Raw genomic sequence first — 15,309 nt, 5'->3', positions numbered from 1 at the left:
CCTTCCTGTCGGGGCTCCGGGACGGGGCGCGGGGGACGGGTTCACAGGTGGCGGCGGCGCCCGGCGACCTGGGCGTCGTAGCGTTCGCGGGCCTTCCGCGCGGGCTCGCGGGTGGCGACCTCCGCGACCGGCACGTCCCACCAGGCCTCGGCCGGGGGAGCGGTCGGCGTCGGGTCGGTCTCGACGTAGACGCAGGTCGGACGGTGGGAGGCACGGGCCTCGGCGAGGGCGCCGCGCAGCTCCCGCACCGTCTTCGCGCGCAGCACGTCCATGCCGAGGCTGGCCGCGTTGGCCGCGAGGTCCACCGGCAGCGGGGCGCCGGTGAAGGAGCCGTCGGGGGCGCGGAACCGGTAGGCGGTGCCGTAGCGCTCGCCGCCGGTCTCCTCCGACAGGCCGCCGATGGAGGCGTAGCCGTGGTTCTGCACCAGCACCACGTTGACCGGCAGTCCCTCCTGGACGGCCGTGACGATCTCCGTGGGCATCATCAGGTACGTGCCGTCGCCGACCAGCGCCCAGACGGGCGTGCCGGGCGCGGCCTGCTGGACGCCCAGCGCGGCCGGGATCTCGTAGCCCATGCAGGAGTAGCCGTACTCCAGGTGGTACTGGCGGGGGCTGCGGGCGCGCCACAGCTTGTGCAGGTCGCCGGGGAGCGAGCCGGCCGCGTTGATCACCACGTCGTCGTCGCCGACCACCGCGTCCAGCGCGCCGAGCACCTGCGTCTGGGTCGGCACGGCGGTGTCGTCCTCGGCGCGCAGGGCGGCCGCGACGACCTCGTCCCAGCGTTCCTTCCCGGCCCGGTACTCCGCCTCGTACGCCGCGTCCACCCGGTGCCCGGCCAGTGCCTCGGCGAGCCGCTCCAGGCCGGTGCGCGCGTCGCAGACCAGGGTGCGCGCGGCGAGCTTGTGGGCGTCGAAGCCGGTGATGTTGAGGTTCACGAACCGCACGTCCGGGTCGCGGAACAGCGTGCCGGAGGCGGTGGTGAAGTCGGTGTAGCGGGTGCCGACGCCGATCACCACGTCGGCGTCGCGGGCCAGCGCGTCGCTCACGGCGGTGCCGGTGTGGCCGATGCCGCCCAGGTCGGCGGGGTGGTCGTGGCGCAGCGAGCCCTTGCCGGCCTGGGTGGAGGCGACCGGGATGCCGGTGGCGTCCACCAGCGCCCGCAGCGCGCCCTCGGCCTCGCTGTGGTGCACCCCGCCGCCCGCGACGATCAACGGCCGGCGCGCCGCCCGCACCGCCGCCACGGCCGCGTCCAGTTCCACCGGGTCCGGGGCGGGCCGGCGCACCGTCCACACCCGCTCGGCGAAGAACTCCTCCGGCCAGTCGTACGCCTCCGCCTGCACGTCCTGCGGCAGCGCGAGGGTGACGGCGCCGGTCTCGGCCGGGTCGGCGAGCACCCGCATCGCGTTCAGCGCGGACGCGATCAGCGCCTCGGGGCGGGTGACCCGGTCGAAGTAGCGGGACACCGGGCGGAGCGTGTCGTTGACCGACACGTCGGCCTCGACGGGGTGCTCCAGCTGCTGGAGCAGCGGGTCGGCGGCGCGGGAGGCGAAGTAGTCGCCGGGCAGCAGCAGCACGGGCAACCGGTTGACCGTGGCGAGCGCGGCGCCGGTGACCAGGTTGGTCGCGCCGGGGCCGATGGACGTCGTCACCGCCTGCGCGGAGAGCCGGTTCAGCTGGCGGGCGTACCCGACGGCCGCGTGCACCATGGCCTGCTCGTTGCGGCCCTGGTGGTACGGCATGGCGTCGCGGTACTCGACCAGCGCCTGCCCGAGACCGGCGACGTTGCCGTGACCGAAGATGCCCCAGGTGCCCGCGATCAGCCGGCGGCGCACGCCGTCCCGCTCGGTGTACTGCGCGGCCAGGAACCGCACCAGGGCCTGGGCGGTGGTCAGTCGGCGGGTGGTGGCGCTCATGCGGACCTCTCCGGTGCGGTGTAGAGGGGGAGTCGGGGGTCGACGGGCTGCTGGGGCCAGGTGTCGCGGATCCAGGCGTGGTCGGGGTGGTCGCAGATCAGCCAGGCGCGTTCGGCCCCGGGGCCCGCCATGACGTTCAGGTAGTACATGTGGTGGCCGGGCACCGCCATCGACGGCCCGTGCCAGCCGTCCGGGATGAGGACGACGTCGCCGTCGCGCACCTCGGCCAGCACGTCCGTGTCACGGCCCGGACCGGACGGGGAGACCCGCTGGTAGCCGAGGCCCGGCGTGCCGTCGTGGGCGGCGAACTCGAAGTAGTAGATCTCCTCCAGCACCGACTCCTCGCCCGGCCGGTGCTCGTCGTGCTTGTGCGGCGGGAAGGACGACCAGTTGCCGCCCGGGGTGAGCACCTCGACCGCGATCAGCTTGTCGCACTCGAAACCCTGTCCGTCACCGCCTCCGGCGGGGACGGCCGCGCCGAAGTTGTTGACCTGGCGGGAGCAGTTCCCGGTGCCGCGCAGCTCCACCGGCACGTCCGACGCCGGCCCGTAACGCGCGGGCAGCCGCCGGGTGCAGCGGGCGCCGGTCAGCGCGAACCGCCCGCCGGCCGCCGACGACACGGTGGCCCGGGCGTCGCGCGGCACGTAGGCGAAGTCGGTCACGCCGTCGAACACGCTCGTCCGTCCGGTGAGTCCGAACTCCTCGTGGCCGAGGTCGTCGTCCGAGGCGACCGTGCAGCCGCCGCTCAGCGGCAGCACGATCCACTCGCTGTCACCGGTGTCGAAGGCGTGCGTGCCGCCCGGCGGCAGCTCGAGCACCCGCAGGCTCGAGTAGCCCCAGCCGGCGGTCCGCGGGCTCACGTCCACGGCATAGGGGCCGGCCGCGGCCTCGCCCGCGGGAAGGTGATGGGTCATGGGTGCCTCCGTCTGCGTACGTCGTCGTACGGGCTTGTCACAACAGGCCGACGGCGGTGTCCACCGCCGTCTCCACGCTGCCCTCGGCCGGGTAGAGCAGGGAGCGGCCGACGACCATGCCCTGCACGGTGGGCAGCCGCAGCGCCTTGCCCCACCGCTCGTAGGCCGCCTCCTGGTCGCCGACCTCGCCGCCGAGCAGCACCACCGGCAGCGTCGAGGTGCGCAGCACCTCCGCCATGTCGTCCACGTTCTCGGTGACCGGCAGCTTCAGCCAGGTGTAGGCGGAGGTGCCGCCCAGTCCGGAGGCGATGGCGATGGACCGGGTCACGGCCTCGGCGGACAGGTCGTTGCGGACGCGTCCGTCCACCCGGCGGGAGATGAACGGCTCCACGAACACCGGCAGCCGGTGTGCGGCCATCGCGTCGACGGCACGGGCGGAGGACTCCAGGGTGGCGAGCGAGCCGGGGTCGTCGTAGTCGATCCGCACCAGCAGCTTGCCCGCGTCGAAGCCGAGCCGGGCGATGTCCTCGGCGCGGTGCCCGGTGAAGCGGTCGTCCATCTCGAAGGACGCCCCGGCGAGGCCGCCGCGGTTCATCGACCCCATGACGACCTTGTTCTCCAGCGCGCCGAGCAGCAGCAGGTCCTCCAGGATGTCGGCGGTGGCCAGCACCCCGTCCACGCCCGGCCGGGACAGCGCGACGCGCAGGCGTTCCAGCAGGTCGGCCCGGTCGGCCATGGCCAGGCGCCGGTCGCCTATGCCGAGCGCGCCCCGGGCGGGGTGGTCGGCGGCCACGATCATCAGCCGTCCGCTGTCGCCGATCAGCGGACGGCGGGCCCGGCGGGCGGCCGCCTCGGCGACGGCCTCGGGATGCCGGGCACGGACCGTGGTGAGGTCGGGGATGCTGAGGTTCAAGGAAGGGCTCCGTTCAGGACTGGCTCGGGCGGCCCGCCGCGTCCGGCTCCACGGCCCGCGCGAGGAGGTCCGCGACCTCCGGCCCGGTCGGCATGGCGGACGAGCAGGCGAGGCGCGAGGCGACGAGGGCGCCGGCCGCGTTGGCGTGGCGCATGGTCCGCTCCAGGTCCCAGCCGGAGAGCAGACCGTGGCAGAGCGAGCCGCCGAAGGCGTCGCCGGCGCCGAGGCCGTTGACCACCTCGACCGGCACCGGCTCCACCTCGGCCCGCGTGCCGTCCCGGTGCACGGCCAGCACGCCCCGCGGTCCCTGTTTGACCACGGCCAGCTCCACGCCGGCCGCCAGCAGCGCCTCGGCGCACGCCTCGGGCTCGCGCACCCCGGTGGCGACCTCGCACTCGTCGAGGTTGCCCACCGCGACCGTGGCGTGGCGCAGCGCCTCGCGGTAGTACGGACGGGCCTGGTCCGGGTCCCGCCAGAACATGGGACGCCAGTCCAGGTCGAAGACGGTGGTGCCGGCCTTGGCCCGCGCCCGGAGGGCGTGGAGGGTGGCGGTGCGGCTGGGCTCCTCGCTCAGACCGGTGCCGGTGATCCAGAAGATGCCGGCCGCGCGGATCGCGGGCAGGTCCAGCTCGTGCGGGTGGATCTCCAGGTCGGGGGCCTTGGGGCGGCGGTAGAAGTAGAGGGGGAAGTCGTCCGGCGGGAAGATCTCGCAGAAGGTGACGGGGGTCGGGTAGGCGGCCACCGGCGTCACCCAGCGGTCGTCCACGCCGAAGTCCTTCAGCGCCTCGTGCAGATAGGCGCCGAAGGGGTCGTCCCCGGTGCGGGTGATCACCGCGGTGGAGCGGCCGAGCCGTGCCGCGGCGACCGCGACGTTGGCGGCCGAGCCGCCCAGGAACTTCCCGAACGTCTCCACCTGTGACAGCGGCACCCCGGTCTGCAGGGGATAAAGATCGACCCCGATGCGACCCATGGTGACCAGGTCGAAATACTGTGGTGTGTCGGCCATTGAGCGACGCTCCTCGAGCTGCTGGGGATGCGGGTGCCAGGACGCCCTGCCACGGCGGGACGCGTTTCCGGGGACCTGCCGCCTCCCAGGTGTAGGTCTCGAGGGGCGGCGGTGTCAATAGTTTGTACTTACATTCGGACGAGCGCGTGAAATGATGTCTTAACAAAGTATTGACAGCAGGCGGTTTCGGGGATTGGATCGCGTCCCAGCAGAACCGCCGTGTGTGATGGCACACACCCCCGGACTCCCGAGGTTCCGGGCACCGGACTCTCGGACTCCTCGCCCTTTCCCCCGTGAAGCACAGTGAGGTGCAGGACTGATGGACCGCTCTTCCCACCCCCGCTCCCGCAGAGTCGCACCCTTCGTCGCGGCCGCGGCGGCAGCCGCCCTGACCCTCGCCGGCTGTTCCAGCGGTTCCGGCGGCAAGAAGGCCGAGGAAGGCGGAGCGGACGCCTCGGCCGGCAAGGCCTCGACGCCTCGGATGACGGTCGCCCTGGTCACCCACCAGGCCCCCGGTGACACCTTCTGGGACATCGTCCGCAAGGGTGCGCAGGCCGCCGCCGACAAGGACAACGTCAAGCTCATCTACTCGGCCGACCCGAACGCGGGCAACCAGGCCAACCTGGTGCAGAACGCCATCGACCAGAAGGTCGACGGCATCGCGGTCACCCTGGCCAAGCCGGACGCGCTCAAGGGCGTCATAGCCAAGGCCGAGGCGGCCGGCATCCCGGTCGTCGGCCTGAACTCCGGACTGAGCGACTGGAAGGACCTCGGGCTGCTGGAGTTCTTCGGGCAGGACGAGACCGTCGCGGGCGAGGCGTTCGGCAAGAAGCTCAACGAGGTCGGCGCGAAGAACGCGGTCTGCGTCGTCCAGGAGCAGGGCAACATCGGTCTCACCCAGCGCTGCGCCGGCCTGGAGAAGACCTTCGAGGGCAAGACGCAGGTCCTCAACGTCAACGGCACCGACATGCCGTCGGTGAAGTCGACCATCACCGCCAAGCTGAAGCAGGACACCTCCATCGACTACGTCGTCACCCTCGGCGCGCCCTTCGCGCCCACCGCGGTGCAGTCCGTCGAGGAGGCCGGCAGCAAGGCCAAGGTCGCCACCTTCGACCTGAACAAGGAGCTGACCGGCGCCATCCAGGACGGCGACATCCAGTTCGCGGTGGACCAGCAGCCCTATCTCCAGGGCTACCTCGCCGTCGACGGCCTGTGGCTCTACAAGAACAACGGCAACTACAGCGGCGGCGGCGAGCAGCCCGTCCTGACGGGTCCGGCGTTCGTCGACAAGTCCAACGTCGAGGCGGTCTCCCAGTTCGCCGCGAAGGGCACCCGGTGATGAGCATGGCCCAACAGGCTGAGCCGGCGGCGACCGCGCCGCCGGCCCCCGGCCCCGAGCAGCAGAAGGACGGCCGCACCGCGCGGCGCCCGCTGGCGCTGCGGCTGCTCGCCCGGCCCGAGGTCGGCGTGTTCCTCGGCGCGGTCGCCGTCCTGGTGTTCTTCCTGTTCGCCGCCCCGCCGGTGCGCGACGGCAGCTCGATGGCGAACATCCTGTACCAGTCGTCGACCATCGGGATCATGGCGCTGCCCGTGGCGCTGCTGATGATCGGCGGCGAGTTCGACCTCTCGGCCGGCGTCGCCGTCGTCACCTCCGCGCTCACCGCGAGCATGCTGAGCTACCAGCTCACCCTGAACGTGTGGGCGGGAGTGATCGTCGCCCTCGTGGTGTCCCTCGCGGTCGGCTTCTTCAACGGCTGGATGCTGGTGAAGACCGGGCTGCCGAGCTTCCTGGTCACCCTCGGCACCTTCCTGATCCTCCAGGGCGTGAACCTCGCGGTGACCAAGCTCGTCACCGGCAACGTCGCCACCGACAGCATCAGCGACATGGACGGCTTCGACCAGGCCAAGGCGCTCTTCGCCTCCAGCTTCGAGGTCGGCGGCGTCCAGGTGAAGATCACCGTCGTCTGGTGGCTCGTCTTCGCCGCGCTCGCCACCTGGGTCCTGCTGCGCACCAAGTACGGCAACTGGATCTTCGCGGTCGGCGGCAACAAGGACAGCGCCCGCGCGGTCGGCGTCCCCGTCACCTTCACCAAGATCTCCCTGTTCATGCTGGTCGGCTTCGGCGCCTGGTTCGTCGGCATGCACAACCTGTTCTCCTTCAACACCGTGCAGTCCGGCGAGGGCGTGGGCCAGGAGCTCATCTACATCGCCGCGGCGGTCATCGGCGGCTGCCTGCTGACCGGCGGCTACGGCTCGGCGATCGGACCGGTCTTCGGGGCCTTCATGTTCGGCATGGTGCAGCAGGGCATCGTCTACGCCGGCTGGAACCCCGACTGGTTCAAGGCCTTCCTCGGCGTGATGCTGCTCGGCGCCGTCCTCATCAATCTGTGGGTCCAGCGCACGGCGACCCGGAGGTGACCGCAATGACCGACAAGACGACCGGCACCGACGGTGCCGTCCGCACGGACACCCCGGCCGGCGAGGACCGCCCCCTGGTCGAGCTCCGCGCCGCAGGCAAGTCCTACGGCAACATCCGCGCCCTGCACGGCGTCGACCTGACCGTCCACCCGGCCAAGGTGACCTGCGTCCTCGGCGACAACGGCGCCGGCAAGTCCACCCTCATCAAGATCGTCTCGGGGCTGCACCAGCACACCGAGGGCGAGTTCCTCGTCGACGGCGAACCGGTCCGGTTCTCCACCCCGCGCGAGGCCCTCGACCGGGGCATCGCCACCGTCTACCAGGACCTCGCCGTCGTCCCGCTGATGCCGGTGTGGCGCAACTTCTTCCTCGGCTCCGAGATGACCAAGGGCCCCTGGCCGCTGCGCCGCCTCGACATCGACCGCATGAAGCGGACCGCCGACGAGGAACTGCGCAACATGGGCATCGTCCTGGACGACCTGGAGCAGCCCATCGGCACGCTCTCCGGCGGCCAGCGCCAGTGCGTGGCGATCGCCCGCGCCGTCTACTTCGGCGCCCGCGTCCTCATCCTCGACGAGCCCACCGCCGCCCTCGGCGTCAAGCAGTCCGGCGTCGTCCTGAAGTACATCGCCCTGGCCCGCGACCGAGGCCTCGGCGTCATCTTCATCACCCACAACCCGCACCACGCCTACATGGTCGGCGACCACTTCAACGTGCTGCGCCTGGGCACCCTGGAGCTCAGCGCCGACCGCAGCGAGGTCAGCCTCGAGGAGCTGACCAACCACATGGCGGGCGGCGCGGAACTGGCCGCGCTCAAGCACGAGCTCGCGCAGGTCCGCGGCGTCGACACGGAGGGGCTCCCCGAAAACGGCGACCTCCGCGCACCCACGGCCGCAACCCCGGAAGGGACGTCCTGACATGGCAGTCGCGCTCGACCGCATCCGGGTCGGTTCCGCCCCCGACTCCTGGGGCGTCTGGTTCCCCGACGACCCGCAGCAGGTGCCCTGGCAGCGCTTCCTCGACGAGGTCGCCGAGGCCGGCTACTCCTGGATCGAACTCGGCCCCTACGGCTACCTGCCGACCGACCCGGCCCGCCTCACCGACGAGGTGCAGCGGCGCGGCCTCAGCGTCTCCGCCGGCACCATCTTCTGCGGGCTGCACCGCGGCCCGTCCGAGTGGGACGCCACCTGGGAGCAGGTCAGCCGCGTCGCCGCGCTCACCCGGGCGATGGACGCGAAGCACCTGGTCGTCATCCCGTCCTTCTGGCGGGACGACAAGACCGCCGAGATCCTGGAGCCGCCGGAGCTCACCACCGAGCAGTGGGGCCACCTCACCCGGGGCATGGAACGCCTCGGCCGCGAGGTGAGGGAGACGTACGGCCTGGACATCGTCGTCCACCCGCACGCCGACACCCACATCGACACCGAGGAGCACGTGGAGCGCTTCCTCGACTCCACCGACTCCGGCCTGGTCAGCCTCTGCCTCGACACCGGTCACTACGCCTACTGCGGCGGCGACAGCGTCAAGCTGATCGAGACCTACGGCGAACGCATCGGCTACCTGCACCTCAAGCAGGTGGACCCCGAGATCCTCGCCGACGTCGTCAAGAACGAGATCCCCTTCGGGCCCGCCGTCCAGCGCGGGGTGATGTGCGAACCGCCGGCCGGCGTGCCGGAGCTGGGTCCGGTCCTCACGGCCGCGCAGAAGCTGGGCGTGGACCTGTTCGCGATCGTCGAGCAGGACATGTACCCGTGCGAGCCGGACAAGCCGCTGCCCATCGCCGTCCGCACCCGCAAGTTCCTCCGCTCCTGCGGCGCCTGACCACCCTCACCCGGACCGGAGGCGACACATGAACCGGCGCGAGCCCCTCGGCATCGCGGTCGTCGGCACCGGCCGCATGGGCGCCGACCACGTGCGGCGGATCGACCGGGTGATCAGCGGGGCGCGGGTCGCCGCGGTCGTCGACATCGACGAGGAACGGGCCGAGGCCGTCGCGGCCGGCGTCGACGGCTGCACCGCCCACACCGACGCGGCCGAGGCGTTGGCGTCGGCGGACGTCGACGCCGTCCTCGTCGCCTCCTCCGGGCCCGCCCACGAGGCGGCGCTGCTCACCGCGTTCGTGCACGACCTGCCGGTGCTGTGCGAGAAGCCGCTCACCCCCGACGCGGCCTCCGCGCTGCGCGTGATGGAAGCCGAAACCGCCCTCGGCCACCGCCGGGTGCAGGTCGGCTTCATGCGCCGCTACGACACCGAGTACGTCCGCCTCAAGGCTTTGCTGGGCAGCGGACAGCTGGGCCGGCCGCTGATGCTGCACAACCGGCACCGCAACGTGGCCAGCCCGCCCTTCTTCACCAGCTCCATGCTGATCAGCGACTCCGTCGCCCACGAGGTCGACGTCACCCGCTGGCTGCTGGGCCACGAGATCACCGCCGTGACGGTGCTGCGCCCCGCACCCTCCTCCGGCGCCCCCGAAGGACTGCGCGACCCGCAGTTCGTCGTCCTGGAGACCGACGGGGGCGCGCTCTCCGACGTGGAGATCTTCGTCAACTGCGGCTTCGGCTACCAGGTGCAGGCCGAGGCGGTCTGCGAACGCGGCACCGCCCGCATCGGCGACGGCCACCAGCTCGTCACCCACATGGCCGGCCGCTGGGGCGGCGCCATCGCCCAGGACTGGACCGACCGCTTCGCCCAGGCCTACGACGACGAGGTCCAGGCCTGGGTCGACGCCACCCGCCGCGGCGAGGTCACCGGCCCGAGCACCTGGGACGGCTACGCCGCCGCGGCCGTCTGCGAAGCAGGCGTCCGGGCGCTGGAGCAGGGCGTCCGGGTGGAGGTCGACCTCGCACAGAAGCCGCCGCTGTACGCCTGAACGCGCGTGCCCGCGCGGGGCCGGCCGTGACCGTACGGCCGGCCCCGCGCGGGCACGTCCCGCTGCCCCTCCCGGCGGTCGCCGCGGCCGTGCTGCCCGCGTGGCCGAGCGGGGAGGCGCGGGTCCCGGCCGGCGCGCCCGGCCGGCGAACGCCTTCGGCGGGGCCGGCGAACAGCTCGGCGTACGGGCCGCGGGGCCGCTCCACGCCGTGCGCGGCGGCCGAGGCCCCGGCGCGGGAGCGGTCGCGGGCGGCCACCGCGACCAGGCGGCGGCCGCCCGCCCGAGCCGGGGCGACGAGAGCGCTAGGTGATCCGCGCGGCCCTCGGTGTCCCGGTGCGCGACGGCCGCGGAGCGGACCCGCTCATGCCTGCCGCACCTCCTCGACGGTGACGGGACGGTGCTCGTGCAGCGACCGTGTGCACGCCTCGGCGATCCAGCCGGCCTCGAGGGCGTCCTCGATCGTGCACGGCGACGGGCGGGCGCCCGCCACGACCTCGGTGAAGGCGGCGAGTTCGGCGCGGTAGGCGTCGGTGAAGCGGTCCATGAAGAAGTCGTGCGGCACACCGGCCGGGAAGGTCACGCCCGGCTCCACCGAGCGCAGCGGCAGCTTGTCCTCCAGGCCCACCGCGATGGAGTCGGTGAAGCCGTGGATCTCCATGCGGACGTCGTAACCCCGGGCGTTGTGACGGCTGTTGGAGACCACCGCGAGGGTGCCGTCGTCGAGGGTGAGGATTGCCCCGGTGGTGTCGGCGTCGCCCGCCTCCTTGATGTAGCCGGCGCCCCGGTTGCCGCCGACCGCGTACACCTCGGTCACCTCGCGGCCGGTCACCCAGCGGATGATGTCGAAGTCGTGCACCGAGCAGTCCCGGAAGATGCCCCCGGACGCCGCGATGTACCCGGCCGGCGGCGGCGCCGGGTCCAGCGTGGTCGACCGCACGGTGTGCAGCGTGCCCAGCTCTCCGCCCCGGACGGCGGCGCGGGCGGCGGCGAAACCGGCGTCGAAGCGGCGGTTGTAGCCGATCTGCACCGGCACGTCCCGGCCCGCGACGGCCTTCAGCACCTCGACGCCCTCGGCCATGGTGCGGGCCACGGGCTTCTCGCAGAAGACGGGGACGCCCGCCTCCACGCAGGCCGTGATCAGCCCCGGGTGGGCGTCGGTGGCGGCGGCGACGACCACGCCGTCCACCCCGGCCGCGAGCACCGCCTCGGGGGAGTCCGCGACCTGCGCGCCGAAGCGCTCCGCGGCGGCCTTCGCGGCGTCCGCGAACGGGTCGGAGACGACGAGGGACTCGACGGCGTCGAGCCCGGACAGGGTCTCGGCGTGGAAGGCGCCGATGCGGCCGAGGCCGAGGATTCCGATGCGCATGGGGCGGTGCTCCTTGGGTGCGGGTGGTGCCGTCGGTGCGGCCGGTCGGTGCGGGCGGGTCCGGGGGAGGGTCAGTCGAGTCCGCCGAGGACGTTCTGGTCCCAGTCGATGACGGACCCGGTGACCACCCCGGACCGGTCGGACAGCAGCAGGACCACGAAGTCGGCGATCTCGTCCGGCTGGCCGAGCTTGCCCAGGGGCAGCCGCGCGGCGGCCCGCTCCCGCCAGTCGTCGCCGGCGCCGTGGAAGGCGCGCTGCGTGGCGTCCTCGCCCTCGGTCGCGGTCCAGCCGATGTTCAGGCCGTTGATCCGGATCCGGTCCCACCGGTGGGCGTGCGCCGCGTTGCGCGTCAGGCCCATCAGGCCCGCCTTGGCGGCGACGTAGGGGGCGAGGAACGGCTGCCCGCCGTGCGCGGACGAGGTGATGATGTTGACGATCGTGCCGGGCTCGGCACGCCGCACCATGTCCGCGACCGCCGCCTGCATGGCGAAGAACGGCGCCTTGAGGTTGATGGCGACGTGCTGGTCGAACAGCTCCGGCGTGGTGTCCAGGAGCGTGCCGCGCGAGGTCAGTCCGGCGGAGTTGACCAGGCAGTCGATCCGTCCGTGCGCCCGCACGACCTGGGCGACGGAGTCCTTGGCCTGTTCGGCGTCGGCCAGGTCGGCCCGTACGAACATGGCCTTGCCGCCCTGTCCGGCGAGTTCGGCGACCAGCGCCTCGCCCGGTTCCGGGCGGCGGCCGCTGACCGCCACGACCGCGCCCTCGCGCACCGCGGCCCGTGCGACGGCGGCACCCACACCCTGGCTGCCGCCGTTGACGAGGACGACCTTGTCGTCGAGAAGTCCCATGGTGTCCTTCGGTGTCCTTCGGGTCTCTTCCGGGTTCTTCCGGTTCCGGGTCAGCTCGCGCGCCGCGCGGCACAGGCCCGCAGCTCGTCGCGCAGGGCGCGCGCGGTCCGGCTCTCGCGCAGCGCACGGCGCACCACGTCGGCCTGGGAGGGCGGGGCGAGCCCTTCGACCGGCGGGTCGTTGTCCAGGTTGGTGGGGAACGGGTAACCCTCGGCGCTCGCCGCGATCACGTTCTCCAGCCACTGCTCCGAGGCGCCCTCGGCCTTGCGCGCCAGCAGCACCGGGTAGACGGCGCCCACCACGGCCTCGCGGTCCACGGTCTCCATGGCCCGCCCGAACGCGGAGGACACCTGGAGCAGGTTGGCCGCGCGCCGGATGTCCGCCGAGCGGTTGGCGCCGGCGGCGTGGAACAGCGCCGGGTTGAAGAACACGGCGTCGCCCTTGGCCAGCGGGAGCTGGACGTGGTGCTCCTCGAAGTACGCGTGGAACTCGGGCCGCCGCCACGCGAGATAGCCGGCCTCGAACTTCTGCGAGTGCGGCAGGTACATCGTCGGCCCGGACTCCACGGGCATGTCGCAGTGCGCGACGGCGCCCTGGAGGGTGAGCACGGGGGAGAGGCGGTGCACGTGCGCCGGGTAGGCGGCCGCGGCCGCGTCGGAGAGGAAGCCCAGGTGGTAGTCGCGGTGCACGGTCTGCGCCGCGCCGCCCGGGTTGACCACGTTGACCTGCGAAGTCACCTGGTAGCCGGGGCCCAGCCAGGCCGTGGACACCAGGGCGATCATGTCGTTCGCGTAGTAGTCGGCGAACGCCTCCGGGTCGTGCAGCGCGGCCTTCTCCAGGGCGTTCCACACCCGGTCGTTGGCGCCCGGCGCGGCGAAGTGGTCGCCGGCGGCGGCGCCCGAGGCCCGCTGCTGGGAGATCAGGGCGTCGAACACGGCGGTGGTCCGGTCCACCACCGACGTGTCGGAGAACGCGCCGCGGATCACCACGATGCCGGGGCCGTCGGCGAGGGCGCGGACCAGCTCGGCCTGAGCGGTGCGGCGGTCGGCGAGCGCCAGCCGCTCGGCGTCGTAGAGCAGCACGTTCCGCTCGACGGCGGAGGCCAGCGGGTAGGAGGAGGCGTCGGTCGACTGCTCGACCAGGGCGCGGAAGGCGTCCAGATCGCAGTCCCGCTCCGACAGCCAGGCGGCCGGCGCGGGGGTCTGCACGGAAGACGATGCGGGCATGGAATCGTCCCTTCGGGTCACGGAGCGACGCGGGTGATGTCATTCTTGTCAGAACAAACCCCTCGCACCACCATCAGGAACCCATCAAAAAACCCTCAGGAGCAGTCGCATGGGCCACCCGTTCCCGATCCGGGACATCGCACGTCAGGCCGGATTGAGCGAGGCCACGGTGGACCGGGTGCTCAACGGCCGCGGCGGGGTGCGGGAGAGCACCGCGCGTGAGGTGCACCGGGCCATCGCCGACCTGGACCGGCAGCGCACCCAGGTCCGCCTGGTCGGCCGGACGTTCATGGTGGACATCGTCATGCAGTCGCCGGAGCGCTTCTCCACGGCCGTCCGCACCGCCCTGGAGGCCGAACTGCCCTCCCTGCACCCGGCGGTGGTGCGCTCCCGCTTCCACTTCCGGGAGACCGGCCCGGCGGAGGAACTGGTCGCCGTCCTCGACCGGATCGCCCGCCGCGGCTCCCAGGGCGTCCTCCTCAAGGCCCCCGACGTCCCCGAGGTCACCGCCGCCGTCGGCCGGCTCGCGGCGGCCGGCATCCCCGTCGTGACCCTGGTGACGGACCTGCCGGTCAGCGCCCGCGTCGGCCACGTCGGCAGCGACAACCGCGCGGCCGGCGCCACCGCCGCCTACCTCATGGGCCAGTGGCTCGGCGACCGGCCCGGCAACGTGCTCACCAGCCTCTCCAGCGGCTTCTTCCGCAACGAGGAGGAGCGCGAGATGGGCTTCCGCAGCACCATGCGCGCCCGGCACCCCGGGCGCACCCTCGTCGAGATCGCCGAGGGCCAGGGCCTGGACGCCACCCAGTACGACCTGGTCCGCGCCGCCCTGGAACGCGACCCGGAGATCCGCGCGGTCTACTCGATCGGCGGCGGCAACATCGCCACCCTGCGCGCCTTCGAGGACGCCGGACGCGAGTGCGCCGTGTTCATCGCCCACGACCTCGACCACGACAACACCCGGCTGCTGCGCGAGCACCGGCTCTCCGCCGTCCTCCACCACGACCTGCGGCACGACCTGCGCGAGGCCTGCCACCTGGTGATGCGCGCCCACGGCGCGCTGCCGCCCGCCGGACCCACCCTGCCGTCCGCGATCCAGGTGGTCACCCCCTACAACATGCCCGCCCCCGCCGTGGCCGGGTGACCCGCCGGGCGTGTACCGCCCCGCGCCGGGCCCGCCGTGCCTACCGTCGTGCGCATGAGGAAACCGACCACGGAAGGCGGGCCGGACCGGCTGGTGGCGCTCTCCGACGGCGTGTTCGCCATCGCCATCACCCTGCTGGTCCTCGACCTCCGCGTGCCGCAGGGGCTGGACTCCGAGGGGTTCCACGAGGCGCTCGGCGACCTCCTGCCCAACCTGGGCGCCTACGCGATCACCCTCGCCGTGCTGGCCGGCTTCTGGCGCGACCACCGGGCCCTCTTCCGCCCGGTGCGGCAGGTGGACGCCGACGTGATCTGGCTGACCGTCCTCGGTCTGGGCCTCGCCGCGCTGCTGCCGTTCCCCACCGCCCTGGTCTCCGAGTACGGCGACGAACGCGCCTCCGTCGTCATCTACTCGGCGGCGGTGGCCTCCCTCGGCGCCGTCCATCTCGCCCTCGCCGCCGTCATCAGCCGCCGGCCCTGGCTGCGCGGCGACGCCGGACCCGTCCGCGACGAGTTCCTCTACGCCCTCGACCTGGGCGCCACCGTGGCGGTGTTCGTGGTGTCCATTCCGCTGGCCCTGCTGGTGGGGCCCGCCGCCATGTGGTGGTGGCTGGTCCTGGTGCCGGTCAAGGTGTGGCTGGGGCGCAAGGAGGACGCACGGGCGGCGGGGTGAGCGCCAGGGCCGGGGCCGCC

Annotated in this window: 15 protein-coding genes; 8 read left to right on the top strand and 7 right to left on the bottom strand. The window is 72.9% G+C overall.

Features of this window, described 5'->3' with window-relative positions:
* Positions 1 to 41: 41 nt before the first annotated feature.
* The 4 genes from iolD to iolC are packed head-to-tail and all read right to left on the bottom strand — an operon-like array spanning position 42 to position 4,746.
* Positions 42 to 1,913, bottom strand: a complete 1,872-nt coding sequence (gene iolD, locus C1708_RS03930; protein ID WP_106411321.1) for a 3D-(3,5/4)-trihydroxycyclohexane-1,2-dione acylhydrolase (decyclizing) — start codon at positions 1,911 to 1,913, stop codon at positions 42 to 44.
* Positions 1,910 to 2,827, bottom strand: a complete 918-nt coding sequence (gene iolB, locus C1708_RS03925; protein ID WP_106411320.1) for a 5-deoxy-glucuronate isomerase — start codon at positions 2,825 to 2,827, stop codon at positions 1,910 to 1,912. The genes iolD and iolB overlap by 4 nt, the downstream gene beginning before the upstream one ends.
* 37 nt (positions 2,828 to 2,864) lie before the next feature.
* Positions 2,865 to 3,740, bottom strand: coding sequence for a Cgl0159 family (beta/alpha)8-fold protein (locus C1708_RS03920; protein ID WP_106411319.1), 876 nt, complete (start codon positions 3,738 to 3,740; stop codon positions 2,865 to 2,867).
* A gap of 13 nt (positions 3,741 to 3,753) precedes the next feature.
* Positions 3,754 to 4,746 carry a 5-dehydro-2-deoxygluconokinase gene (iolC, locus tag C1708_RS03915; protein ID WP_106411318.1) on the bottom strand — a complete coding sequence of 331 codons (993 nt, stop codon included), beginning with the start codon at positions 4,744 to 4,746 and terminating at the stop codon, positions 3,754 to 3,756.
* A gap of 319 nt (positions 4,747 to 5,065) precedes the next feature.
* On the opposite strand from iolC, the gene C1708_RS03910 reads away from it, so the two are divergent.
* The 6 genes from C1708_RS03910 to C1708_RS36060 all read left to right on the top strand — a co-directional run bounded on the left by C1708_RS03910 (position 5,066) and on the right by C1708_RS36060 (position 10,343).
* Positions 5,066 to 6,085, top strand: a complete 1,020-nt coding sequence (locus tag C1708_RS03910) for a sugar ABC transporter substrate-binding protein (RefSeq protein WP_106411317.1) — start codon at positions 5,066 to 5,068, stop codon at positions 6,083 to 6,085.
* Positions 6,085 to 7,164 carry an ABC transporter permease gene (locus C1708_RS03905; RefSeq protein WP_106411316.1) on the top strand — a complete coding sequence of 360 codons (1,080 nt, stop codon included), beginning with the start codon at positions 6,085 to 6,087 and terminating at the stop codon, positions 7,162 to 7,164. The genes C1708_RS03910 and C1708_RS03905 overlap by 1 nt, the downstream gene beginning before the upstream one ends.
* Positions 7,165 to 7,169: 5 nt before the next feature.
* Positions 7,170 to 8,081 carry an ATP-binding cassette domain-containing protein gene (locus C1708_RS03900; RefSeq protein ID WP_106411315.1) on the top strand — a complete coding sequence of 304 codons (912 nt, stop codon included), beginning with the start codon at positions 7,170 to 7,172 and terminating at the stop codon, positions 8,079 to 8,081.
* A gap of 1 nt (position 8,082) precedes the next feature.
* Positions 8,083 to 8,985 (top strand): sugar phosphate isomerase/epimerase family protein, encoded by a 903-nt coding sequence (locus C1708_RS03895; protein WP_106411314.1) that lies wholly within the window; start codon positions 8,083 to 8,085, stop codon positions 8,983 to 8,985.
* Positions 8,986 to 9,013: 28 nt separating this feature from the next.
* On the top strand, positions 9,014 to 10,033 hold the full coding sequence (locus C1708_RS03890; RefSeq protein WP_106411313.1) for a Gfo/Idh/MocA family protein: 1,020 nt from the start codon (positions 9,014 to 9,016) through the stop codon (positions 10,031 to 10,033).
* A gap of 100 nt (positions 10,034 to 10,133) precedes the next feature.
* The gene (locus C1708_RS36060; RefSeq protein WP_157951234.1) at positions 10,134 to 10,343 is read left to right on the top strand and encodes a hypothetical protein; all 210 of its coding nucleotides are present in this window, start codon (positions 10,134 to 10,136) and stop codon (positions 10,341 to 10,343) included.
* Positions 10,344 to 10,394: 51 nt separating this feature from the next.
* Here C1708_RS36060 and C1708_RS03880 read toward each other — a convergent pair whose 3' ends face one another.
* From C1708_RS03880 to C1708_RS03870, 3 genes are all read right to left on the bottom strand, one after another.
* On the bottom strand, positions 10,395 to 11,399 hold the full coding sequence (locus C1708_RS03880; RefSeq protein WP_106411312.1) for a Gfo/Idh/MocA family protein: 1,005 nt from the start codon (positions 11,397 to 11,399) through the stop codon (positions 10,395 to 10,397).
* Between the two features lie 71 nt (positions 11,400 to 11,470).
* A complete protein-coding gene (locus C1708_RS03875; RefSeq protein ID WP_106411311.1) occupies positions 11,471 to 12,247 on the bottom strand; it encodes an SDR family oxidoreductase in 777 nt (258 codons plus the stop codon).
* Positions 12,248 to 12,297: 50 nt separating this feature from the next.
* On the bottom strand, positions 12,298 to 13,473 hold the full coding sequence (locus C1708_RS03870; RefSeq protein WP_106411310.1) for a phytanoyl-CoA dioxygenase family protein: 1,176 nt from the start codon (positions 13,471 to 13,473) through the stop codon (positions 12,298 to 12,300).
* A gap of 109 nt (positions 13,474 to 13,582) precedes the next feature.
* Between C1708_RS03870 and C1708_RS03865 the strand changes: the two genes are divergently transcribed.
* The gene (locus tag C1708_RS03865) at positions 13,583 to 14,617 is read left to right on the top strand and encodes a LacI family DNA-binding transcriptional regulator (RefSeq protein ID WP_106411309.1); all 1,035 of its coding nucleotides are present in this window, start codon (positions 13,583 to 13,585) and stop codon (positions 14,615 to 14,617) included.
* A 54-nt stretch (positions 14,618 to 14,671) separates the two neighbouring features.
* Positions 14,672 to 15,289 carry a TMEM175 family protein gene (locus C1708_RS03860; protein ID WP_391663519.1) on the top strand — a complete coding sequence of 206 codons (618 nt, stop codon included), beginning with the start codon at positions 14,672 to 14,674 and terminating at the stop codon, positions 15,287 to 15,289.
* Positions 15,290 to 15,309 lie beyond the last annotated feature (20 nt).

The organism is Streptomyces sp. DH-12 (genome assembly GCF_002899455.1).
GTDB lineage: Bacteria > Actinomycetota > Actinomycetes > Streptomycetales > Streptomycetaceae > Streptomyces.
Note: the sequence above shows the minus strand (reverse complement) of the source record. Positions and strands in the feature narration are given on the sequence as shown.